This is a genomic window from Flagellimonas ochracea (genome assembly GCF_009903685.1).
GTDB classification, from domain to species: domain Bacteria; phylum Bacteroidota; class Bacteroidia; order Flavobacteriales; family Flavobacteriaceae; genus Flagellimonas; species Flagellimonas ochracea.
Genome location: NZ_JAAABI010000004.1, coordinates 216,977 through 239,827 on the forward strand (window position 1 = coordinate 216,977; position 22,851 = coordinate 239,827).

The 22,851-nt window shown below is 42.0% G+C and carries 17 protein-coding genes and 1 tRNA gene; 10 read left to right on the top strand and 8 right to left on the bottom strand.

The features are described 5' to 3' along the window. Positions 1-39: 39 nt before the first annotated feature. The gene (gene hppD, locus GTQ34_RS12680) at positions 40-1,176 is read right to left on the bottom strand and encodes a 4-hydroxyphenylpyruvate dioxygenase (RefSeq protein WP_166524178.1); all 1,137 of its coding nucleotides are present in this window, start codon (positions 1,174-1,176) and stop codon (positions 40-42) included. A gap of 123 nt (positions 1,177-1,299) precedes the next feature. On the opposite strand from hppD, the gene GTQ34_RS12685 reads away from it, so the two are divergent. After that, on the top strand, positions 1,300-1,746 hold the full coding sequence (locus tag GTQ34_RS12685; RefSeq protein ID WP_166524179.1) for a MarR family winged helix-turn-helix transcriptional regulator: 447 nt from the start codon (positions 1,300-1,302) through the stop codon (positions 1,744-1,746). Positions 1,747-1,914: 168 nt separating this feature from the next. Beyond that, a complete protein-coding gene (locus GTQ34_RS12690) occupies positions 1,915-2,085 on the top strand; it encodes a hypothetical protein (protein ID WP_166524180.1) in 171 nt (56 codons plus the stop codon). Positions 2,086-2,194: 109 nt separating this feature from the next. Here the strand turns inward: GTQ34_RS12690 and GTQ34_RS12695 are convergent, their stop codons facing one another. Next, positions 2,195-2,932, bottom strand: coding sequence for a sulfite exporter TauE/SafE family protein (locus tag GTQ34_RS12695; protein ID WP_166524181.1), 738 nt, complete (start codon positions 2,930-2,932; stop codon positions 2,195-2,197). 178 nt (positions 2,933-3,110) lie between these two features. Between GTQ34_RS12695 and GTQ34_RS12700 the strand changes: the two genes are divergently transcribed. Further along, positions 3,111-3,665 carry a hypothetical protein gene (locus tag GTQ34_RS12700; protein ID WP_166524182.1) on the top strand — a complete coding sequence of 185 codons (555 nt, stop codon included), beginning with the start codon at positions 3,111-3,113 and terminating at the stop codon, positions 3,663-3,665. 51 nt (positions 3,666-3,716) lie between these two features. Here GTQ34_RS12700 and GTQ34_RS12705 read toward each other — a convergent pair whose 3' ends face one another. Together GTQ34_RS12705 and polA are read right to left on the bottom strand one after the other, a co-directional pair. Further along, entirely contained in the window at positions 3,717-5,219 is a 1,503-nt protein-coding gene (locus GTQ34_RS12705) for a serine hydrolase (RefSeq protein ID WP_166524183.1), read from the bottom strand. 182 nt (positions 5,220-5,401) lie between these two features. Further along, the gene (polA, locus tag GTQ34_RS12710) at positions 5,402-8,236 is read right to left on the bottom strand and encodes a DNA polymerase I (protein ID WP_166524184.1); all 2,835 of its coding nucleotides are present in this window, start codon (positions 8,234-8,236) and stop codon (positions 5,402-5,404) included. A 255-nt stretch (positions 8,237-8,491) separates the two neighbouring features. Here polA and GTQ34_RS12715 point away from each other — a divergent pair, with 255 nt between their 5' ends. Both GTQ34_RS12715 and GTQ34_RS12720 read left to right on the top strand, forming a co-directional pair. Next, entirely contained in the window at positions 8,492-9,727 is a 1,236-nt protein-coding gene (locus GTQ34_RS12715; RefSeq protein ID WP_166524185.1) for a metallophosphoesterase, read from the top strand. 90 nt (positions 9,728-9,817) lie between these two features. Continuing rightward, on the top strand, positions 9,818-10,114 hold the full coding sequence (locus GTQ34_RS12720; protein WP_116185038.1) for a thioredoxin family protein: 297 nt from the start codon (positions 9,818-9,820) through the stop codon (positions 10,112-10,114). Between the two features lie 32 nt (positions 10,115-10,146). Here the strand turns inward: GTQ34_RS12720 and GTQ34_RS12725 are convergent, their stop codons facing one another. Beyond that, positions 10,147-13,485 carry a glycosyltransferase family 117 protein gene (locus tag GTQ34_RS12725; protein WP_166524186.1) on the bottom strand — a complete coding sequence of 1,113 codons (3,339 nt, stop codon included), beginning with the start codon at positions 13,483-13,485 and terminating at the stop codon, positions 10,147-10,149. A 170-nt stretch (positions 13,486-13,655) separates the two neighbouring features. On the opposite strand from GTQ34_RS12725, the gene GTQ34_RS12730 reads away from it, so the two are divergent. Next, positions 13,656-13,727, top strand: a tRNA-Gln gene (locus GTQ34_RS12730). A 509-nt stretch (positions 13,728-14,236) separates the two neighbouring features. Here GTQ34_RS12730 and GTQ34_RS12735 read toward each other — a convergent pair. Both GTQ34_RS12735 and GTQ34_RS12740 read right to left on the bottom strand, forming a co-directional pair. Further along, the gene (locus tag GTQ34_RS12735; RefSeq protein WP_166524187.1) at positions 14,237-14,905 is read right to left on the bottom strand and encodes a GNAT family N-acetyltransferase; all 669 of its coding nucleotides are present in this window, start codon (positions 14,903-14,905) and stop codon (positions 14,237-14,239) included. Next, complete coding sequence (locus GTQ34_RS12740) at positions 14,902-15,780, bottom strand: beta-keto acid cleavage family enzyme (RefSeq protein ID WP_166524188.1); 879 nt, start codon at positions 15,778-15,780, stop codon at positions 14,902-14,904. The genes GTQ34_RS12735 and GTQ34_RS12740 overlap by 4 nt, the downstream gene beginning before the upstream one ends. Before the next feature lie 576 nt (positions 15,781-16,356). Here GTQ34_RS12740 and rimP point away from each other — a divergent pair. The 3 genes from rimP to infB are packed head-to-tail and all read left to right on the top strand — an operon-like array spanning position 16,357 to position 20,792. Further along, complete coding sequence (gene rimP, locus GTQ34_RS12745) at positions 16,357-16,821, top strand: ribosome assembly cofactor RimP (RefSeq protein WP_166524189.1); 465 nt, start codon at positions 16,357-16,359, stop codon at positions 16,819-16,821. Positions 16,822-16,831: 10 nt separating this feature from the next. Beyond that, positions 16,832-18,064 (top strand): transcription termination factor NusA, encoded by a 1,233-nt coding sequence (gene nusA, locus GTQ34_RS12750; protein ID WP_166524190.1) that lies wholly within the window; start codon positions 16,832-16,834, stop codon positions 18,062-18,064. A gap of 43 nt (positions 18,065-18,107) precedes the next feature. Then, on the top strand, positions 18,108-20,792 hold the full coding sequence (gene infB / locus GTQ34_RS12755) for a translation initiation factor IF-2 (RefSeq protein ID WP_166524191.1): 2,685 nt from the start codon (positions 18,108-18,110) through the stop codon (positions 20,790-20,792). Positions 20,793-20,844: 52 nt separating this feature from the next. On the opposite strand, the gene GTQ34_RS12760 is transcribed toward infB, so the two are convergent. Further along, the gene (locus GTQ34_RS12760) at positions 20,845-21,216 is read right to left on the bottom strand and encodes an SPOR domain-containing protein (RefSeq protein WP_166524192.1); all 372 of its coding nucleotides are present in this window, start codon (positions 21,214-21,216) and stop codon (positions 20,845-20,847) included. A gap of 235 nt (positions 21,217-21,451) precedes the next feature. Between GTQ34_RS12760 and GTQ34_RS12765 the strand changes: the two genes are divergently transcribed. Beyond that, positions 21,452-22,819, top strand: coding sequence for a c-type cytochrome (locus tag GTQ34_RS12765; RefSeq protein WP_166524193.1), 1,368 nt, complete (start codon positions 21,452-21,454; stop codon positions 22,817-22,819). Positions 22,820-22,851: the final 32 nt, after the last annotated feature.

The window sequence follows — 22,851 nt, forward strand, 5'->3', positions numbered from 1 at the left end:
TTTCAAACTTGCATTTCCTTTTTATGCGTAAGCTTTTGTTTAGTGAAGTGTTCCACGCAACTCTTGTTCGCGCTCTATGGCTTCAAACAATGCTTTAAAGTTACCCTTTCCAAACGATTGTGCGCCTTTTCTTTGAATGATTTCGAAGAACATGGTAGGGCGTGGTTCTACCGGTTTTGTAAAAATCTGGAGCAGGTACCCCTCATCATCACGATCAACCAAAATCCCTAATTCTTTTAAGGGGGCAATGTCCTCATCAATTTCACCAACGCGGTCAGTGACTGCTTCGTAGTAAGTGTCCGGGACCCTTAAAAACTCCACGCCCCGGCTTTTTAGATCTCTTACGGTTTTGATTATATCGTCTGTGGCAACAGCAACGTGTTGTACGCCTTCGCCTTCATAAAAATCAAGATACTCCTCTACCTGCGATTTTTTCTTGCCTTCGGCAGGTTCGTTGATAGGGAATTTAATGCGACCATTTCCGTTGCTCATCACCTTGCTCATCAATGCGGTGTATTCTGTGGAGATATCATTGTCATCAAAAGAAAGAATGTTTTTAAAACCCAATACTTTTTCATAGAAGTCCACCCAATGGTTCATCTTGTTCCAACCTACATTGCCCACCATGTGATCCACATATTTTAGCCCTACGGGAGCAGGATTGTAATCGGGAGTTTCCCATTTTTTGTATCCGGGAAGAAAAACACCGTTGTAATCTTTGCGTTCCACGAAAATATGGACGGTTTCCCCGTAGGTATATATTCCCGAGCGAACCACTTTTCCAGTATTGTCTTTCTCGGTGGTTGGTTCCATGTAGGATTTTGCCCCTCGGGCCATTGCAGTTTCATAGGCGTAGGTGGCATCTTCTACCCAAAGGGCAACCACTTTCACACCATCGCCGTGGTTGTCAATATGTTTTCCGATTTCTGTTCCGCTTTTCAACGGAGAGGTTAAAACCAAACGTATCTTATCTTGGACCACCACATAGCTTTCGCGGTCTTTAAGGCCTGTTTCCAAGCCAGCGTAGGCCAGCGATTGAAAACCAAAAGCGGTCTTATAAAAATGGGCAGCTTGTTTGGAGTTGCCCACGTAGAGCTCTACGTAGTCCGTGCCATTGATGGGCATAAAATCTTGCAACTTGTCATCCTTTATATTGGATAGGGTAGAAGTTTCCATAAGGCTTTTATTTTTTGAATTCGATTATTATTGTTGTTAATGCAACAAAAATAGTTATTTTTGGCTTACGAAAGCGTTTTCGGAAATAAAAAATAAGGTTAAAATTTTGACCTAAAATTCAATATGCTCAATCAAATTGATGAAATACAGGGAATAGGCTTGCATTTGGACTTGGTGCTTCGAAAAGTTCAAGACGCCTACCTGCGTAAGTTTGATGCATTAGGCGTTAATATGACGATTGAGCAATGGGTTATTCTACATCGTATTTATGAACTTGGTGATGAAGCCAGCCAAAGGGAGGTTGTACGAAGTAATTTTCGGAATCGAGCTACTACCTCCCGGGTAATTGGAGGTTTGGAGCGCAAGGGATGGATCAATAAAACCCGATTTGATGGCGATCAAAAACGATTTAAACTTGAACTTACCTCTGAGGGTCAAAAAATAATCGATTTGGTATTGCCCCATGCAGTTGACCTTCGCAAGCAGGCCATCAAAAAATTGGAGGTGTCAGAGTTTGAGATTTTTTTGAAGGTCTTGGACCAGATAGGGGATAATTACAATATGGCCTGAAATTGGCACCTATTTTCTTAATTGCCAACATGATATGGGAGATTGTCCCAAAGAATTGTTAAAAAGGGCCTTCGATGTTAATATAGCATAGAAAGCGGAAAATCCTGTTAATTTATTGCCTTAAGATATGCGTGAATTTTGTGATACATTTTTCAAAAAACTTATAGTATGAAAAAGTTTAAGCATTATCCCAACGTATGGCAGACGTATCCCTTTTCAATGGATTTGTTTGCGCATATGGAAAAGGAAGCCCGATTAAGGGAAAGCGAAAGGCACGTGAAAAAAGAAACCGTGCAAAAAGAACGAAAATCAAAATTTAAACTGGCCTTGGGCTGGTAAACTTTCAAATCGAATATTCAAATAATGAATAGGCATCCATTTGGGTGCCTTTTTCTTTTAATAATTTTCTCAAGCGCATCGAGATCAATCCAAAGAAGATGCTCCAGTTTCAATAGGAATACTTAACAATCAATTGTGCTAGAGTTGCCAAGCCTATTAACAAAATTAGTACTAGGCTCAGTTTCCTAAAAATCCCCTGCGGGATATAAAACAGTATTTTTTTGCCGAGATAGGTGCCTACAAATCCTATGACCAATAGAAAGGGAAGGTAGGTAAGCTCCTGCTTGCCGATATACCCATTGCTGTAGTACACAAAAGTGCGGGAGAAGTCAATCAAAAAATCAATAAAGGCGGAAGTAGCAATAAAGGCACTCTTCTCCAGATTAAAAGCGGCCAAGGTAAGCCCCCGAATGGCACCTCCGGTTCCCAAAAGCCCTGCGGAAAACCCGGACAGCGTGCCACCGATGACCGCATTTTTCTTTTTGGGAAGGACCACTATTTCACTTTTTATGAGAAACAAAAGGGAAAAAACCACTAAAAAAATACCTAATACAATTTCAAGTGTTGCAGTTTGGACGAGTTTGGAGAGAAATCCACCTATAATAACAAACAGTACTGATGGCAAACAAATATAGAGTAACAGCATTTTATCCAACCCTTTTTTGAAGAAAAATATCTTACTAAGGTTACTTGACAGATGAAAAATAGCTGTCATTCCGAGGACAGAGTAAAAATCAAAATAAAAATTGCCCAAGGGAACAAAAAAGACCGATGATCCAAAACCACCCACTGTTCCGATTATTTCTGCCAAAAGAGCCAGCAGTAAAAAGAAATAATTGACTTTCATATGTTGGTTAAGGATGTCCCATTCAAAGGTAAGGAAGAATGTTTTTGTGAAATTTTAACGTAAAACAATAAAAAATCAATTTTTAAGGATAAAATAGCATAGAAACTGGTGAATTCTATAGAAGCACAGACTTATTTACTATCGCAATTTTGTACTGTATATCAAAATACAATGTACTATGAAAATTAACAAAGTATATCCAAATAAATGGCAAACAGTTCCTTTCACTTTTGATTTGTTTGCTGGATGGAAGGCCCAAGGACGGGCTGCCAAAGAATTGATTTTGAAAAATGAAGTTATTAAAGACGGCAATATTGCTGAAATGACCTTCAATATTTACCGTTTTAGTGCCGTTGATTCTGAAGGAAGGGAATATTTGATTCAGGAATTTTCTGAAAACAATGCGGTCACTTTCAAAGGAATGCAATCGGGTCATTTTGTGCGATTGGGAAGTCTGGTTAATTTACCTGCAAGAGACTATACCGCCCTGCGATTTCATGTTAGGAACCAAGGCAACGTGCTACGATATGCTGATGGCAACGAGGAAAACGCCAATCAATTGGACCATTTGGATTTCACCATCGAAAATGGCTTTACCATCAAAGATGAAGGGGTATTGGACCTCAAATTGTGGTTTGATTTGGTGCCTTTTCATTGGAATCGTCATTGGAAAGCTTTCATCGAGCCATTTTCCAATAAAAATCCAAGACCTCGATGGGCAAATAGCTTCTGAAGCTAAAAAACGAACAGGAATGAAGGAAAAGGCACCAATTAGGTGCCTTTCTTATTTTGTTTTGACAAATGTTTCTCCGAAGGTTTCCATTGAAGCCACTTTCCCTGAAGTAGTTATTTGAAAGTTGAAGTCCATCACTGCATGAAAGGGATTTTCTTTGGTAGATTTAAAGGCGTTGTAATGCCAGTGATAGGTTGAGAGCTTCTTAAAATTATTGAAATCTATATCAAGTCCCCTGTTTGATATTTTTACATTGACCTGTCCCAACATGGGGTGCTCATAGGTACCTTCGTAGGCTTTCATTGGCAATGTGGTGCTGGTCCCCGCCGCACGTTCAGCTTTGCTTTTTTTCAAATCTTCCTCTTGTTGTTCCCTAAAATCAACATAGAGGTCAAAGATTTCTTTATGCCAGTCGCGGCTGTTGTCATCAAAGGCAAAGAGGTCCATGGCCTTGTACATAATGGCATGGCGCAATTCGGCATGATCTAGGTTGGCAAAAACATAAACGGCTACGTCCTTGTCGCGCATTATACCGCAAATGGCGACCAAACCTCCAATACTGCCTGTATGAAAGTCGAGCTTTTCACCTCGGTAATCGTGCTGAAACCAACCCAAACCATATGTCTTCCAATGCGGTTTGGTCAACTGTTGCGTAGGATAGAAACTGGCATCGGTTACAAAGGCATGGGGCTTGAACATATATTCGAAGGTGGATTTCTTGAGGAGTGTATCCTTACCAACCACTCCGTCGTTGACCAAATAATGTAGATAATTGCTTACATCGGATAGGCTGGCCCAAATCATTCCCGCAGCTCCGATTTGGTCCGAAAGATTATAGTCGACCGTTACAATACCATCTTCGATATCGTTGAGGTAGGGGGTGGCATGGTTTCCTTTGCTGAATATGTCGGCTGATTTGGCAACGGCATCGTCCATGCCAATGGGCTCAAAGATATTTTCCTTTACAAAATTCGTCCAATGTTGACCGCTTACCGCTTGGATAACTTCTCCAGCAATCGCATACATTATATTATTATAATCGAACCCCCCGCGAACGGGATAGGTTTTTGGGGATAGGGCAAACCGTTGCACTGTGGCTTTGGTGGAGGTGCTGTCCATCACCCAGAGCAGGTCCGCTTGTTGAATCCCTAAATTGTGGGTCAAAAGATCCTGCACACGGGCTTCCTCAGTGATAAAGGCATCCGAAAGTTTAAAGTCGGGCAGGTGTTGCCGTACTTTGTCCGTCCATTGCAACTTGCCTTGGTCCACCAAAATACCAAGGGCTTGGCAAACAATGGCCTTGGTGGTACTGGCCATGGTAAATAGCGTATGCTCGTCCACAGGGGCTTTGCTTTCCAAATCTTTGAACCCATACGCCTTTTTGAACGCTACCTCACTATTTTTCACAACCACGGTGACCAAACCCGGTATTTTCCAATCTTCCATGCCCTTTTCTATCATGGTATTCAATAGGTCGGCCTTGGTATCTTGTTGTGCGGATACCAGTGAAAAGATTAAAAGAAGACTGACAAGGGAAAGGAGATAAGCTTTCATGAAGAAGTATAATATTTTGATAAACAGTTTTTTAAATTCAAAATGACATAAATGTTTTAGCAATTATTGTAATTCCAATAATCTGAAAGTTACTAAAATTGACGAAGGGCACTCTATGCTTCATTCATCTCTGAAATTATCGTATATAGCAACAATCATTCTATACTGTCAGCATAAATTTTTCAATGCGCCTCCAACCAGTTCTCGCCGATTCCTACTTCCACATCTAAGGGCACAGCCAATTCATAGGCACTTTCCATTTCAGTTTTGATAAGTTCCTTCAACTCTTCCAATTCGGGCTTGTAGCAATCAAAAACTAATTCATCGTGTACCTGCAGCAGCATTTTGGTCTTATACTTTCCTTCGGAAAGCTTTTTGTGGATGTTGATCATGGCCACTTTGATGATGTCGGCTGCACTTCCTTGGATGGGAGCGTTAACGGCGTTACGTTCGGCGGCGCCACGCACCACTTGATTACCGGCATTTATATCCTTTAAATAACGTCTACGGCCCAAAACTGTTTGCACGTAGCCATACTCACGGGCAAAATCTATCTGCTCGCCGATGTAATTGCGCAATTTGGGATAGGTCTTGTAATAGGTGTCTATCAGTTCCTTGGCCTCGGTACGGCTCAAATCGGTTTGGTTGCTCAAACCAAAAGCGGAAACTCCGTAAATGATTCCAAAGTTTACCGTTTTGGCATTGCTGCGTTGTTCGCGGGTCACTTTGTCAATCGGCACATTGAATACTTTGGAGGCCGTTGAGGCATGAATGTCCTCTCCATTTTTAAAAGCGGAGATCATGGTATCCTCTTCACTCAAAGCCGCAATAATGCGCAATTCGATTTGGGAATAATCTGCTGCCAGCAACACATAGTTCTCATCCCTGGGAATAAAAGCCTTCCGAACCTGCCTTCCCCGTTCTGTGCGTATGGGGATGTTCTGCAAATTGGGATTGTTGCTGCTCAAACGTCCTGTTGCGGCCACGGTCTGCATATAATCCGTGTGTATGCGCCCACTGTGTTTTTGCACCTCATTGGGCAAGGCGTCCACATAGGTGCTCTTTAATTTGGCCAGTCCACGGTACTCGAGCACGTTTCTGATTATAGGATGGTCCTTGGCCATATAGGAGAGTACATCTTCTGCGGTGGAATATTGTCCGGTTTTGGTCTTTTTAGGTTTATCTACGAGTTTTAACTTACCGAAGAGAATGTCACCCAACTGTTTTGGTGATGCAATATTGAATTCCTCCCCAGCCTGTTCATAAATCTTTGTCTCCAATTTTTTTATATCCTTATCCAATTCTTTGGAAAGGTCATTCAAGAACTCCTTATCCAAATTGATGCCTTCCTGTTCCATGTCGGCCAGAACACGGAGCAGTGGCACTTCTATTTCTTCAAACAGTTTATCCGTATGGGCCTCCTTGAGCTCGGGACGAAACTTTTGGGCCAATTGATAGGTGATATCGGCATCTTCCACAGCGTACTCGGTCTGTTTTTCCACCGGCACTTGCCTCATGCTCAATTGATTTTTGCCCTTTTTGCCAATGAGTTCAGTAATCGAAATCGGGGTGTAATTGAGATAGGTCTCCGCAAGCACATCCATATTGTGCCGCATATCGGGATTGATCAGGTAGTGCGCCAACATCGTATCAAACAATTTCCCCTTGACCTCAACATCATAGTTGTGCATCACTTTGATGTCGTACTTCAAATTTTGACCAATTTTTTCAATGTCCTCGGATTCAAAAAAGGGTCTCAACTTTTCAATGAGTGACATGGCATCATTTCTGTCTTCGGGAAAAGGCACATAGAACCCTTTGCCTGTTGACCAACTGAAAGCAATACCGACCAGTTCTGCTTCCAAAGGGTTGATGGATGTAGTCTCCGTGTCAAAACAGACCGAGTTCTGTTGCATTAATTTCTCCAAAAACAAATCCATGGCCAATCCATTGGATACGGCTTGGTAAAAATGAGGAACATCGGCAATGGTTTTTCTGCTGTTCACATCTTTAATGGTGGCAGCAGACTCACCTGGATCACCTCCAAAAAGCGTAAATTGACCGCTGCCGGCCACTTTGGCCTCTTGTTTGGCTGTTTCAGTGCTGGTTACAGGAGTGCTGGCTTCAACCTCACCAGAAAATATTTTTATGAACTGATCTTTTAACCTTCTAAACTCCAGTTCCTTAAAAATTTCTTGGACCTTTTCTGCATCTGGAGGACACATTTCATAATCTTCAGCGTGGAAGGTCACATCACAATCCGTCTTTATTTCTGCCAATTGTCTGGACAGTCTTCCCAATTCGGCATTTTCCTCCACCTTCTCCTTCATCTTTCCTTTGAGCTGGTCTGTATTGCTCAGCAATCCTTCCAGGGAACCAAATTGTTCCAGAAATTTTTTAGCTGTTTTGTCACCCACACCAGGGAGGCCCGGAATGTTGTCACTGGCATCCCCCATCATCCCCAAATAATCAATGACCTGTTCGGGACGGTCCACGCCAAATCGCTTTTGTACTTCAGGAATGCCCCAAATCTCAATGCCATTTCCCATCCGGGCCGGGCGGTACATAAAAATGTTATCACTGACCAATTGCCCAAAATCCTTATCGGGGGTTACCATAAAAACCTTGTAGTCCTCTTTTTCAGCTTGTTTTGCCAAGGTACCGATAAGATCATCGGCTTCGTAGCCTTCCAGCTCCACCACAGGAATCTTCATGGCCTTTAATATTTTTTGAATGTACGGAATGGCGATACGGATGGCATCCGGGGTTTCATCACGATTGGCTTTGTATTCCTCGAACATTTCGGTGCGCTCCACACTGCCTCCTTTGTCGAAGGCCACGGCCAAATGGTCGGGCTGTTCGCGTTTGATCACATCAAAAAGGGAGTTCATAAAACCCATAATGGCTGAGGTGTCCATTCCTTTTGAGTTGATTCTAGGGTTTTTGATCAAGGCGTAGTACCCTCGAAAAATAAGTGCGTAGGCATCAAGCAGAAAAAGTCGTTTTTGATCGGACATGAATTATTAATTATCTGTTTTTATCGGATAGTTGTTAAAAGTACAAATTGCTGTCGGAAAGAAACAAAAATGGTGAAATACATCTGGATTTGGGTGGACAGTCTTGAATGATTGTGGATCCTGTTTTGTCGTGCTATCTTCTTGCTTGATACAATACAACAAGTAGGGCAGTGGATAAAAGGACAGATACCGTTAAATAAATTTAAAATCATCTTTATTTCAGTAGTTTAGCGATACTTTTGCGAAAAAATTGATATGCCTCGGTTTGTAATCGTTCTATCGCTAATTTACATCGTCATGGCCATTTACGGCTTTCAGGCGTTCCGCACCTTGTTTAAAACGCAATGGGCCCATTGGGCGTATGGGGTGCTGTTTCTAGGAGCATTATTGTTTTTGATTATCAAAGTTCTGGCCTATACCCCAGGAGATGGTTTTAGGGGTTCCGTGGCTTTGGCTTCGGGTATTTTCTTCGCTTTCTTTTTACTTGGAATCATGCTGGGCTCTTTTATGCTTTTGGAAGATTTGGGGAGACTGGTGGCTTTTGGCTATAACAAGATTTCAGGAGCTGCACCTTCCGAGACAGGTCATTTTCCCAATCGAAGAAAATTTATAAGTGCCATTGCGGTGGGATTGGCTTCCATACCTTTTGGTGCCTTGCTTTATGGTATGTACAGAGGCAAGTACAACTACCAAGTATTTAAATACGAATTGGAGTTTGACGATCTTCCCGATGCTTTTGATGGATACCAGATTACACAAATTTCCGACGTGCACAGCGGTAGTTTTGATGATGCCAACAAGGTGGCCTATGGAGTGGATTTGATCAATCAACAAAAGAGTGACGTTATCTTTTTTACAGGGGATATGGTCAACGACCGCACTGATGAAATGCTTCCATGGAAAGACTTATTTGCACGTTTGGATGCCCAAGATGGTATCTTCTCCATTCTGGGAAATCACGATTACGGAGACTATACCCGATGGGATACCGAAGAGGCCAAAGCTCAAAATTTGGAGGATTTGAAAACATTACAAAAAGAGATGGGTTTTGACCTTATCCTGAATTCCAATCGTTATTTGGAACGTGACGGCCAAAAAATTGCTTTACTTGGTGTTGAAAACTGGGGCAGGGGAGGTTTTAAAAAAGCAGGTGATTTGGAAAAGGCCAAGGAAGGGGTCTCTAAAGATGATTTTAAGATTTTATTGAGTCACGACCCTTCCCATTGGGAGGATGTGGTTTTGCAGGATGATTACCATTTTCATCTAACCCTTAGTGGTCACACCCATGGTATGCAGTTCGGTGTAGAAATTCCAGGATGGGTGAAATGGAGCCCTGTAAAATGGCGCTATAAATATTGGGCAGGACTTTATAAAGAATTGGGACAGTTCATCAACGTAAATCGTGGTTTTGGATTTATTGGTTATCCAGGTCGTGTAGGCATCTGGCCCGAGATTTCGGTGATTACACTCAAAAAGAAAGCTTTAACTTGAATTTAACTTGTGCAGGACTACTAATGCACGTGCTTCGCGTAAAACGTTAACAAATTTTCTTACTTTTGACTTGTAAACCAGAGAAAATCTATGTCTAAGTTTGGCGAACTCATTGATGTAAATGTCCCCGTGTTGTTGGATTTTTACGCTGAATGGAACGAACAATCAACTTCCATGCACCCGGTTCTTCGGGATGTTGCTGCTGCTCTTGGAGATAAGGGCAAGGTAATCAAGATAGATGTTGACAAAAACAAAGAGCTATCTCAAGCACTTCGTATAAAGGGGCTGCCAACGTTAATGATCTACAAGAAAGGCGAAATGGTCTGGCGGCAGAGCGGTGAACAGGACGCCAATACACTGATAGGCATTTTGAACGAATATATTTAATAAAAAAGCGAGGTGAAAACCTCGCTTTTTTACTATTGTTCTTCAACTACAACGCCATCGGTTACAGTTTCAATGGTGTCCAACGGGATGGAATCTTCCAAACTTGGATTGGGCCCCGGAGGTTCTTCAAAGATATCTTCCTCTTCTTCGCCCATGAACTGTGAAAACTTATCAATGTATTCATTGAAGATGATTGTTTCAGATTCTGCAAAATCCCGGTCCTCATTTTTAATAAGAATATCAATGTTTCTTCGATAAGCCTGCATATCGGCCAAAATATCATCAATTTTTTCATATTGCTCATCCAAGGGAACACCGGCGTAGTATTCGAGACGCTCCTGATATATCTTTTTCAGTTTTTCATAGAGCTTTCTGGCCTTTTCGTTTTCTCCAACCTTATAATAGCCATCCACAAAAGGTTCCGCGAAGGCATAAAAGCCAAAATGCTCTACAGGGATGTTGGTCATGGCAATATTGATGATGTCTTTAGCCTTGTCAATTTTATTTTCTGCGATCAAGGTCTCTGTAAGCCTTGCCAGATTACTTCTGAAAGATAATCCTTGGGAACGGGTTTGCGGATCGTGATAGATATCGTCACTTCCAGCATTGCCCCAATCCCATTTTTTTACAATGTCATAGGTGAGTTCAGAATCGATACGGCCCATTTCAAAAGAACTCTCGTTTTCAGTTTTTATGGGGACCAACTTATACACCAGCCCATCCATTTGAAGGTATTCCTTCATCCAAATATATTCGGCACGATCAAAGCTTCCCCCTGAAAAATAGATAGGTCGTTTCCAATCATTGTTGGCAATCAGGTCCAACATCAGCATTCGATTTTTGGGAAGTGCGCTCTGAGGAAGGTCAATGTCGATGTAATCTACAATAAGGTCAGCGTCTTTTTCTTTAACCAGTCCACTTTTCAATACGTTTTCCTTATTGACTGGAATTCTTATCTTGTTTGTGGGGTAGTAAACGATGTCCAAATTGCTTTCAGAATATTCACTGAGATCTGCTCCTCGCTTTTCCAAAAGATATCGGAACTTAGTTTGGGGCTTGTCGCTCCCAATCCAATTCATAAAATCCTTAATGTCCCATCGACTATCCGTTATTCCTTGATAATAAACAGCATCTCTAGTGCCATAGCGGTATTTTTCATGGGTAAGTTGAGAGGGAACGGGCTCACTCTCGTAGGCCTTTCGTTTCATTTGATCTATGTACCAATCGGTGGCAAACAGACTGGTGTTCACAACACGTACATCGGTACGGAAATTTTCAATCTCCTGTACATACCACAATGGAAAAGTGTCATTGTCCCCAATAGTGAACAGGATGGCCCCGGCATCTTCTTGACAAGAATCCAGGTAGGCCTTTGCCGTGGACTGTGCGGTGTAACGGCCCGAACGGTCGTGGTCATCCCAATTCTGAAAGGCCATCAACAGGGGCACGGCCAGCAAGCATAATGTTGTAATCACGGGAGCAACTATCTTGGCAGCTGTTATTTTTTTGAACTCATCGTAAAGGCCATAGACCCCAATACCTATCCATATACAGAAAATATAGAAAGACCCGACTAAGGAATAGTCCCGTTCACGTGGTTGGAAAATGTAGGGATTGGTATAGAACTGAATGGCCAATCCAGTAAACATAAAAAAGACAAAAAGTACCCAGAAATGCTTTGGGTTTCTTGAGATTTGAAATACCAATCCAATGATTCCTAGAAGTAGGGGCAAAAAGAAATAGGTATTTCGGGCCTTGTTGTCTGCCCAATCCGAGGGTAAATTATCCTGACTTCCCAACCTGAGACTGTCCAAGAAACCAATTCCACTCAACCAATGCCCGTTTTCATCATAGCGTCCCTGAACATCGTTTTGCCTGCCCACAAAATTCCACATGAAATACCGCATGTACATGTAGCCAAACTGAAATTGAAACATATAGCGAAGGTTCTGACCTAGGGTGGGTGGTTCCACTTCGATATATTCTCCAAATTCACGGAGAAAACGGATGTATTGTTCAGTATCCAGCTCACCTTGTAGGTAGGCTGCCTTAAATTGAGCCACCGCTTGGCGGAGGTCGTTATTTGAGATATATTCAGACTTGATGCGGAATTCCAACTCACCAAAATACTGCATGTAATTCTCAGCATGCTGATCACTCCACATTCTAGGTAAAGGCCCCACATGTTTTTCATTGGGTCCTTGCATGGCATCTTTATAATTGTTTACGATGACATATTTGCCCAAATTCTCATCCTTTTCATATTTGGGGCTGTCATCCTTGTCCTCACCCGCAGCGGCAAAAGTGTCGGAATAATAAGCACCATAAAAAGGACTTTCCACACCTGGATATTGCTCACGATTATAATAGGCCAAAAGTGAACGGGCGTCCTCTGGATTGTTTTCGTTCACCACCGTATTGGCATTTGCTCTGATGGGCAGCATGAGCCATGAGGAAAATCCTAGAATTAGGAACATGACACATAGCACAACAAGGTTACCAGTATAAAATTTGTTTTTTCGAGTATATCCCAAAACAAAATAAAAGGCAGCAACAAACAAGATTCCCATTATGATTGTGCCTGAGTTAAAAGGTAGGCCAACTTCATTTATGAAGAAAACTTCACTCCATCCGAAAAGCTTTAGCACGTAGGTGAGCGAGAATTTATACACCAACATTAAGAGGGCAATTACGACTACATTGGCCAGCAAGAAATTCTTTACCGTGGTTTTCTTGTATTTTTTGAAATAGAACAGAAGACCAATAGAAGGAATGGCCAAAAAGCCCATAAATTGGATGCCAAAGGTGAGGCCGATAACAAAGCAAATGAGCAAAAGCCAGCGGTGACCTCGGGGATCATCCAAATTATCGGTCCATTTTAGGCCCAGCCAAAGTAGCAGTGCCATGATCAAACTGGCCATGGCATACACTTCGGTTTCCACGGCATTGAACCAAAAACTATCTGAAAAGGTAAAGGCCAATGCACCCACAAGACCACTTCCCAAAACAGCAATTGCCCTGCTGTTGGTAAGGGCTTTGTCTTTCGAAATCAACTTACGGGTAAGGTTGGTGATGGTCCAAAAAGTAAACAATACGGCAAAGGCACTGGAAACTACTGAAACCGCATTTACCATCAGAGCTATTTTGGAGGTGTCCCCGAAGGCAAACATGGCAAAAAAGGCACCGATCATTTGGAGCAGGGGGGCTCCAGGAGGGTGTCCTACCTGTAACTTTGCCGAAGTGGTGATGTATTCACCGGCATCCCAAAAACTACCTGTAGGTTCTACAGTCAGTGCATATACCAATAAAGCTATGGTAAAGGATGTCCACCCAAGGATGGTGTCCCATTTTTTAAAGTTGTTTGCGAACATAAAGGTCGTGGTTAACCAAGTTGGGGCGAATTTAGTAAATATCGCACAGAAGGGCCTTTAAATTTTCAAAACCTTTAACAACATGAGGAATGAAAAAATAGGTTCTATTCTTTTGAAATTATTTGTTGAAACCAAAGTTTGTTATAAATTTGCACGCTCAATTGCTATATTGGCCTATGGTGTAATTGGTAACACAGCTGATTTTGGTTCAGTCGTTCAAGGTTCGAGTCCTTGTAGGCCAACATTAAACCTCTTTAAAGCCCCTGAATATAGGGGTTTTTATTTTATGGGGTCAAAAATAGGGACGGGTCCTTCAATACTGGTTTAGTTTTCCCTATCAAGTAATAAGCTTTGCTTTTTAGATTTTGACAGTCAATTGCACCATTAAAAAACTTCATATCTTCGGAGTGACTTAGTAGTCGCTCTAATATTTTGCTCGCACGGTCCCAAAGAATTAACCTGCTTAACAGTATGCGATTTTTACCCTATTTGGGTTTTCTTTGGGTTCAAAACAATCCACCCTCAAAATCTCTGTTAAAAAAGACAAATGCTAAAGTTTTGATTTCAGAGGAACGTATTCCTTTTGACCTTGGTTCTTTTGAAACAGGGATTATTAGGAAATTGATGATTTTAATCCTTCGAATGATTTTGATAAGAAAGAGCTTTCAATAATAAATAGGGTAAATGATTCTTTGGTAAAACGGAATAAAGAATTGAATTCGAACTTTCAACCTAAATATGTTGGGGAAGGCTATCTCGGATAAGGGTAGGGACTGTTCGTTTTGTATTGTTTCAGTTTAAAAGTCCGGTGAAATTTTTTCAGAAAAATTGCCGAACCGTATAACACAAGCGGTTTTGCCCCTAACTTTCTTTTGAATTTTATGGATGACTTATTCAAATAATCCGTAACGCTATAAATATTCTCGATTCCTTCGCTCCTGAGCATTTTGTAAACCTGATATCTTAGGTATGGCGCTAAATTCTTTCCCCTAAAAGACTGGTAAGTATACATATTTAGGAGATAGGCCTCATCCTCCGCCAAGGGAAAGTTCTTTTTTCGAAATATGAAATCTTGGTACTCAATACAAGTAAAGGCAGCCAATTTGTCTTTCCATTTTAGGGAAATAACCCTTAAGCCCAAATCATACCTCTCCAACAATTTCTCATAGTTGATAAAGGAGAGCCCCTTGAGCATTTTCAAATCTTCCCGGGACAAAGGAACCACTTTATAGTTTCCACCATCCTCCCGGATACCTGGTTCCGGAAGGTCGGCAGTACCTTCCAACTCCCAATAGAACAACATGAAATCCAATCCAACTTTGGAAAAAAAGCTACGAAGCGTAAATAGAAATAAACCGTGTTTGATTCTGATGAAAAGTAGTTGGAGTTTATAAAATCGTCCTTCTTCCTTACTTTTCATGACACTTGTTTTTTAAGTCGACCGTAACTGCCCTTTTCGGTTTGAAGTTTCATTTTGGCCCTGAATTCCATAGGGGACATAACCACTCTTTCATTGGCTTTGGCAATGGTATGTATTCTTTTGATCAATGCTTCGTTGGAAGCCAGTTGGGTCCTATTGGCGTCGTACCAAATGTTATCTTCTATGCCAACACGCACTCCACCACCCATGGCTATTCCAATCGAGTTCATTTTCAATTGGGAGTTTCCAATTCCGGCAAGACTCCATAAGGATTGGTCGGGGAGATCGTTGATCATGATGCCCGCGTTAAGTAGATTGGCTTGGGCACAGGCAATATTCCCAAGTATAAGGTTGAAATAATAGGGAGGTTCCACGAGACCCTTCTTCTCTAGATATTTGGCATAGTTGATCATTCCGATATCAAACGCCTCTAGCTCGGGTACGATTCCATTTTCCAGCATGGTTCTGGACAAATCCTTAATCATCTGGGGTGAATTGGAACTGGCCGTTGCATTGAAGTTAAGCGAACTTAGGGTGAGACTTCCCATATCTGGTTTCAAGGCACCTTCCAAAAACAAGGGCTCTGAACGTTTTTCAAACTCAGAAAAATTTCGACCACTCAAGGAAACACAAATCACCAAATCAGGGGTGTGTTTTCTAATACCTTCTATGATGCTACCATAGATTTCTTTCTTGTATGTTGGGGTTCCGGTATCGGCTTCCCGGGCATGGAGGTGTACCATGGTTATCCCAATTTCGGATACGCGGTGTACGTCCTCTATGATTTCCGGAACATCAACAGGGACATGCGGGGTCATTTGTTTGGTTGGGATCATCCCGGTAGGGGTGAAGTTGATGATCAGTTTTTCCGCCATTACTGTTGTTTTTCAGTTGGTTGTAGAGCCACAAGAAAACAGAAATAGTGCTAATCCCTACAATTAATCGGTTATTACTCCAATTTTTTTGATAGAATGCAATAAAAACGGTTTCGGTATGGACAAATCCCTTATCAAAGTGGTAAAAGGTGTTCTTATTGATCGCAATCATAGCATCTAGAAGCCTTCAGGGACCTGACATGAAGATTCGAAATGCAGCAATGCGGGAAACTTTTGTGCAGAAGCTGCCGTTTTGGAAATTGATGAAATAGGTTTTTGGGGTTACTTGACTTTGATTACCACAAGATGAAATCGTGTGGTAGCGGGAAAAGATTGAGGAACAAGGAATATGATCATGTAATTTTTTGTCGAATAAAGGCGGCCCTCACATACATTGCTGTTTTTTAGTAAGAAACTTCATGGAGTGCGAAAAAAAAACACCGGATGGGGTAAAGCGGGTTAAAGTGCCTCTTTCGTTTTGTTACAGTATTAAAAATGTCTTATATTTGCGCCACTGAACGGATATAAAAGTATTCATGAGGGGACTTCGAGTCCCCTCTTTTATTACTTGAAATTATGTTAAAGGAGAAAGTGGAATCTTTGTTGAACAAAGCTTTGGAGCAACGCCCGGACTTGTTTTTGATTGATTTTACTGTGGGAGGGAACAATATGGTTCGGATTGTTTTGGATGGTGATGAAGGGGTCAATCTTCAAGATTGTATGGAGATAAGCCGGGCCATTGAGCACAATTTGGACCGTGAAGAAGAGGATTTTTCCTTGGAGGTGACGTCAGCCGGAGCAACCGCCACTTTGGAACTACCTCGTCAGTACAAAAAGAATATAGGAAGAAAACTGAAGGTCAAGACTGCTGAAGAAGAAATGGAAGGAACCTTGACCCAAGTAACCCAAGATAACATTACCTTGGAATGGAAGGCCCGTGAGCCAAAACCCGTAGGTAAAGGGAAAGTGACTGTACAGAAGAAGCAAGAGATTGCCTTTTCTGATATTAAAGAAGCAAAAGTTGTTTTAAAATTTAATTGAAGATCAAAAAATGGAAAACCTAGCGCTCATCGAATCTTTTTCAGAGTTTAAGGACGATAAGTTTATTGACAGGGTGACCCTTATGGCTATTTTGGAAGACGTATTCCGAAATGCGCTAAAGAAAAAATTTGGCTCGGATGATAACTTCGATATCATCATCAACCCGGATAAGGGAGATTTGGAGATATGGAGAAACCGAGTGGTTGTACAAGACGGGGAAGTGGAAGAGCCCAATGAGGAGATTTCCCTTTCAGAAGCCCGAAAGATTGAACCGGATTTTGAAGTCGGCGAGGATGTTTCAGAGGAAGTTAAATTGATGGACTTGGGAAGAAGGGCGATTTTAGCACTTCGACAAAATCTAATTTCCAAAATCCACGAGCACGACAACACTACCATTTATAAGCAGTTTAAGGACTTAGAAGGCGAAATATATACCGCTGAGGTACACCATATTCGTCATAAGGCCATTATTTTGCTGGATGATGAGGGCAATGAGATTATTCTTCCAAAAGAAAAACAGATTCCTTCGGATTTTTTCCGAAAGGGAGACAATGTAAGAGGCATCATTGAAAGTGTAGAGCTCAAGGGCAACAAACCCGCAATCATAATGTCAAGAACTTCACCAGTTTTCTTGGAACAACTGTTCTTCCAAGAAATACCGGAGGTGTTTGATGGTCTTATCACCATAAAAAAGGCGGTTCGTATCCCAGGAGAGAAAGCAAAAGTAGCCGTAGATTCCTATGATGATAGAATAGATCCCGTAGGTGCCTGTGTGGGTATGAAGGGATCTCGAATCCATGGCATTGTGCGTGAATTGGGCAACGAAAATATCGATGTCATCAATTGGACCAACAATCCACAATTGATGGTTACCCGTGCATTGAGCCCCGCTAGGGTTTCATCCGTGAAATTGAATGACGAAAAGAAAACTGCTCAAGTGTATTTGAAGCCAGAAGAGGTTTCCAAGGCCATTGGACGAGGAGGGCACAACATCCGGCTGGCAGGACAATTGACTGGTTATGAGATAGATGTTTTCCGAGAAGGAGTAGAAGAAGACGTGGAGTTGACCGAGTTTTCCGATGAGATAGAAGGATGGGTGATTGATGAGTTCAAGAAAATAGGTTTGGATACGGCACGAAGTGTTCTAGAACAAGATGTGGATGACCTTATCAAAAGAACTGACCTTGAAGAGGAGACAATCCAAGAGGTAGTCCGCATTCTTAAAGAAGAATTTGAAGATTAAACTATATATTAGCAGCGAATTTTAGGGCAAGCAAAATCAATTTATGGCAGGAAACCCAACAATACGACTTAACAAAGTTCTCAGAGAATTGAACATTTCCCTGGATAGGGCGGTGGACTACTTGACCGCACAAGGTCATGAAGTAGAGGCTAGGCCTACCACTAAAATATCTGATGAAGTGTATCAAGTACTGTTGGATGAATTCCAGACGGATAAGAGCAAAAAAGTAGCTTCCAAGGAGGTAGGAGAAGAAAAGAGGAAGGAAAAAGAGGCGCTCAGAATTCAAATGGAACAGGAGCAAGAAGAAAGACGACTTGCCAGGGAGAAAAGAGATGCTGACAAGGTCATCAAGGCCAAAGCAGAGCTTTCCGGTCCCAAAACGGTCGGTAAAATAGACTTGGACAAAAAGCCTGAGGCTCCAAAAGCAAAGGAACCGGTTAAAGTGGTTGAGGAGAAACCGGCACCAGCAGCAAAAAAAGAAGCTGCGCCCAAGACGGAGACTTTAGAGAAGCCAGAGGTTAAATCCGAGCAAGAGCAGACAGAACAGCCAAAGGAACCGGAAACCATTCAAACACAATATAAAAAATTGAGTGGGCCTAAAATTACCGGGGATAAAATCGACCTTTCCAAATTTCAAAAACCAAAAAAGAAAAAGGAAGATTCCAAAAAAACCGATGCAGCCTCCAAAGAGGATAGTTCCGATAGGAGAAAGCGGAGAAAACGTATCATCAGCAAAAATGCCCAACCAGGAGGTGGACGTCCCGGCAAAAGTGGGCAAGGTCAGGGAAGAAGAGGACAAAGAGGTGTTGCACCAAAAGTGGAGCCCACGGAGGAAGAAGTACAAAAGCAGGTGCGTGAGACCTTGGAGAAACTTCAAGGTAAATCCAGCAAGGGCAAAGGAGCCAAATATAGAAGGGAAAAAAGAGATCAACACCGTCAGCAGACTGAAAAAGATCTGGAACAGCAGGAATTGGAGAGCAAAATCCTCAAGGTTACAGAGTTCGTAACGGTGAATGAGGTTGCGACCATGATGGATGTGTCAACAACACAGATTATATCTGCATGCATGTCTTTAGGTATCATGGTGACCATGAACCAACGTTTGGATGCGGAAACACTTTCCATAGTTGCCGATGAGTTTGGGTACGAAGTGGAATTTGTCACTGCCGAAATCGAGGAGGCCATTGAAGAGGAGGTAGATGCCCCAGAAGACTTAAAGCCAAGGGCACCCATTGTTACGGTAATGGGACATGTGGACCACGGAAAAACATCCCTGTTGGATTACATTCGTGAAGAAAACGTGATTGCAGGTGAAAGTGGCGGTATTACGCAGCATATCGGTGCTTATGGAGTAATGTTGGAAGACGGACAAAAAATTACTTTCTTGGATACACCTGGTCACGAAGCCTTTACGGCCATGCGTGCAAGAGGAGCCCAAGTAACGGATATTGCAATAATTGTTATTGCCGCGGATGACGATATAATGCCGCAGACCAAAGAGGCAATCAGTCATGCACAAGCGGCTGGAGTTCCTATAGTATTTGCCATCAATAAGGTGGATAAACCAACAGCCAATCCGGATAAAATCAAAGAAGGACTTGCTTCAATGAATTTATTGGTGGAAGATTGGGGAGGAAAGATTCAATCGCACGATATTTCTGCTAAAACCGGGCAAGGTGTTAAAGAACTTTTGGAGAAGGTTTTGTTGGAGGCTGAGTTATTGGAGCTGAAGGCCAATCCGGAGCGTTTGGCTACCGGTACCGTAGTGGAAGCGTTTTTGGACAAAGGACGAGGATATGTGGCCACCGTTTTGGTCCAAGCTGGAACACTTAGTATAGGAGACTACGTACTTGCAGGAACATGCAGCGGAAAAGTAAAAGCCATGCAAGATGAGCGTGGCAAAGATATTGAGCGCGCTGGTCCGGCTACGCCAATTTCCATACTTGGTTTGGATGGTGCTCCTCAGGCAGGAGATCGATTCAATGTGTTGGAGGATGAACGGGAAGCTAAGCAGATTGCTGCCAAACGTTCACAGCTACAAAGAGAACAATCTGTCAGGACCCAAAGGCATATTACTTTGGATGAGATTGGCCGACGAATCGCTCTGGGAGATTTCAAGGAGCTGAACATTATATTGAAAGGAGATGTGGACGGATCGGTGGAAGCCTTGACAGATTCCTTCCAAAAGTTGTCCACGGATGAAATACAGGTAAACATTATACATAAAGCAGTTGGGGCCATTACGGAATCCGATGTGCTTCTGGCCAGTGCCTCCGATGCGATTATCATAGGATTTAATGTAAGACCTATGGGCAATGCCCGCAGCATAGCTGATAAGGAAGAAATCGACATTAGGACCTACTCCATTATATACGATGCCATCAATGATCTAAAGGATGCCATGGAGGGAATGCTTTCTCCAGAAATGAAGGAAGAGATCACAGGTAATGCGGAGATTCGGGAAACGTTCAAGATATCCAAGGTCGGTACCATTGCAGGTTGTATGGTCACAAGCGGCAAGATTTTTAGAAGCTCCCAGATACGTCTTATTCGAGATGGGGTGGTTATTTTTACCGGAGAGTTGACTTCTTTAAAGCGATTTAAAGACGATGTAAAAGAAGTGTCCAAAGGATACGATTGTGGTCTTCAAATCAAAAATTACAACGACATTAGGGAAGGGGACATTGTGGAAGCTTTCCAAGAAGTGGCTGTAAAGAAAAAGTTGTAAAACGTTGGTAAAAAAAATGAAAATTAAAATCCCACTTATGGCGGGATTTTTTTTATCGGGAGTCGCTCTCAGGTTTCAATAGCATGGCATCGGGATATTTTTTACGAACTTCCAAATACTTACGTTCGGCTTCCAATTTTGTTTTAAATTTTCCTAAACGAACACGATACGTGGGCGATTCAAATTCTATTTTGGAGTACCATCCGGGGAAATCAACTTCTACTTGCGACTTTAGGTTTTGTGCTTTTTGATAGTTTCCAAAACCAACTTGGATCTGATAAAAATTCGCCTTGGAATTGACCTCTGCGTACAGGGCCAACAATCTGTCGATTTTTTCATCTTGTTTAATGTTTACTGTGCCCTCTTGCGCAGAGGCCCCGAATAAAGAGGCCATAAAAAATGCGGTAAATACAAAGGTTTTCATAGGCAATGACTTCAATCAGATTTTGTATCCATACAAATGTAAATTATTCTGTTTTAAACAGTGTGGACCATCTTTATTTAGAACAATTATAAATTATATGTTATAGATACCTTAACATTTCAAAAAAAGACTCTATGTCGTACTTTTGTTTCCAATTTTGGACAAGCTAAAAGCTATTGTTCTCAGTATCAATAGTAATTATCATGCCAAAGATTTCGATAGAAATTTCGTGAATATGAAAAAGGTTTTATACCGCCATCTATTATCTAAAGTTTTAGGTTTTTCTCTTTTACTTTTTTCCATTTCATTTTATGCACAAGAAGAGGCAGCTCCCACAGAAGAAGTGGTTGCCGAGGAAAGTGCTGATACATCGGGTGGTGACCCAGTTAAGGGAAAACAACTTTTTAATCAAAACTGTGCTGCCTGTCATGCATTGAACCGAAAAATGACCGGACCTGCCTTGGCCAACGTAGAAACCAGGTTGATGGAAGATGAAGGTTTGGATAAGGAATGGCTCTATGCTTGGATTAAGAATAGCCCCGGGATGATCAGTGCCGGTGATCCTTATGCCAATAAAATATATGCCGAGTACAACCAAGCGGCAATGACTGCTTTTCCTACGCTTTCCAATCAAGATATAGATGATATTTTAGCATACACAGCTGCACCTCCGCCAGCACCGGCAGCAGCAACAGCGGCTGATACGGCTGCTACAGGCTCCACGGATTCAAGTGGCATCTCCAATGAGATTCTTTTGGGAGCCTTGGCAATGATTTTTGGCCTGTTGGTGGTGATGCTGATTTTAGTGAACAAAACACTGCGCCGCATAGCGGAAGCGAACGGTGTTGTTCTTGAAAAGGAGAAAGCCGAAAAAAGAGTTCCCATTTGGAAGGCCTTCGCCCGAAATCAGTTTTTGGTTTTGGTGAGCGTTATCTTTTTGCTCTTGGCCAGTGCCTATTTTGCTTATGGTTGGATGATGCAAATAGGGGTTGACCAGGGTTATGCCCCTGTACAGCCTATTCACTATTCCCATAAGATACATGCCGGGGACAATAAAATTGAATGCAAGTATTGTCATTCATCTGCTAGGGTTTCCAAGCATTCAGGCATACCTTCCTTAAATGTATGTATGAACTGTCATAAATCCATTTATGAATACAAAGGGAATCCAGAAGGACCAAGTGCAGAAGATTTGGCAAATGGCTACACCAATGAATTTTATACTGGGGAAATCAAAAAGCTATATAAAGCGGTAGGTTGGGATGAAGAGAACCAAAGATACACTGGCGAGACCCAGCCTGTGGAATGGGTTAGAATTCATAACCTGCCCGATTTTGCCTATTTCAACCACTCGCAACACGTATCGGTTGCTGGAATTGAGTGTCAAACCTGTCACGGTCCAGTTGAGGAGATGGAAATCATGTACCAATATGCTCCCTTGACTATGGGCTGGTGTATAAATTGCCACCGCGAAACCAATATACAGGTAGAAGGTAATGCATACTATGAAGCTATCCATGCCGAACTTTCCAAGAAGTACGGGGTTGACAAGCTGACCGCAGCCATGATGGGGGGTCTGGAATGTGGTAAGTGTCACTATTAATAATAAAAAGAAGAAGATAATCTCAGATATAT

Excerpts from the sequence above, each read along its gene's own strand:
- GTQ34_RS12765 (WP_166524193.1), top strand. The coding sequence starts at position 21,452 with ATGAAAAAGGTTTTATACCGCCATCTATTATCTAAAGTTTTAGGTTTT.
- GTQ34_RS12715 (WP_166524185.1), top strand. The coding sequence starts at position 8,492 with ATGCCTCGGTTTGTAATCGTTCTATCGCTAATTTACATCGTCATGGCC.
- GTQ34_RS12705 (WP_166524183.1), bottom strand. The coding sequence starts at position 5,219 with ATGAAAGCTTATCTCCTTTCCCTTGTCAGTCTTCTTTTAATCTTTTCA.
- GTQ34_RS12685 (WP_166524179.1), top strand. The coding sequence starts at position 1,300 with ATGCTCAATCAAATTGATGAAATACAGGGAATAGGCTTGCATTTGGAC.
- GTQ34_RS12695 (WP_166524181.1), bottom strand. The coding sequence starts at position 2,932 with ATGAAAGTCAATTATTTCTTTTTACTGCTGGCTCTTTTGGCAGAAATA.
- hppD (WP_166524178.1), bottom strand. The coding sequence starts at position 1,176 with ATGGAAACTTCTACCCTATCCAATATAAAGGATGACAAGTTGCAAGAT.
- GTQ34_RS12735 (WP_166524187.1), bottom strand. The coding sequence starts at position 14,905 with ATGAAAAGTAAGGAAGAAGGACGATTTTATAAACTCCAACTACTTTTC.
- rimP (WP_166524189.1), top strand. The coding sequence starts at position 16,357 with ATGTTAAAGGAGAAAGTGGAATCTTTGTTGAACAAAGCTTTGGAGCAA.
- infB (WP_166524191.1), top strand. The coding sequence starts at position 18,108 with ATGGCAGGAAACCCAACAATACGACTTAACAAAGTTCTCAGAGAATTG.
- GTQ34_RS12725 (WP_166524186.1), bottom strand. The coding sequence starts at position 13,485 with ATGTTCGCAAACAACTTTAAAAAATGGGACACCATCCTTGGGTGGACA.
- GTQ34_RS12690 (WP_166524180.1), top strand. The coding sequence starts at position 1,915 with ATGAAAAAGTTTAAGCATTATCCCAACGTATGGCAGACGTATCCCTTT.
- nusA (WP_166524190.1), top strand. The coding sequence starts at position 16,832 with ATGGAAAACCTAGCGCTCATCGAATCTTTTTCAGAGTTTAAGGACGAT.
- polA (WP_166524184.1), bottom strand. The coding sequence starts at position 8,236 with ATGTCCGATCAAAAACGACTTTTTCTGCTTGATGCCTACGCACTTATT.
- GTQ34_RS12760 (WP_166524192.1), bottom strand. The coding sequence starts at position 21,216 with ATGAAAACCTTTGTATTTACCGCATTTTTTATGGCCTCTTTATTCGGG.
- GTQ34_RS12740 (WP_166524188.1), bottom strand. The coding sequence starts at position 15,780 with ATGGCGGAAAAACTGATCATCAACTTCACCCCTACCGGGATGATCCCA.
- GTQ34_RS12720 (WP_116185038.1), top strand. The coding sequence starts at position 9,818 with ATGTCTAAGTTTGGCGAACTCATTGATGTAAATGTCCCCGTGTTGTTG.
- GTQ34_RS12700 (WP_166524182.1), top strand. The coding sequence starts at position 3,111 with ATGAAAATTAACAAAGTATATCCAAATAAATGGCAAACAGTTCCTTTC.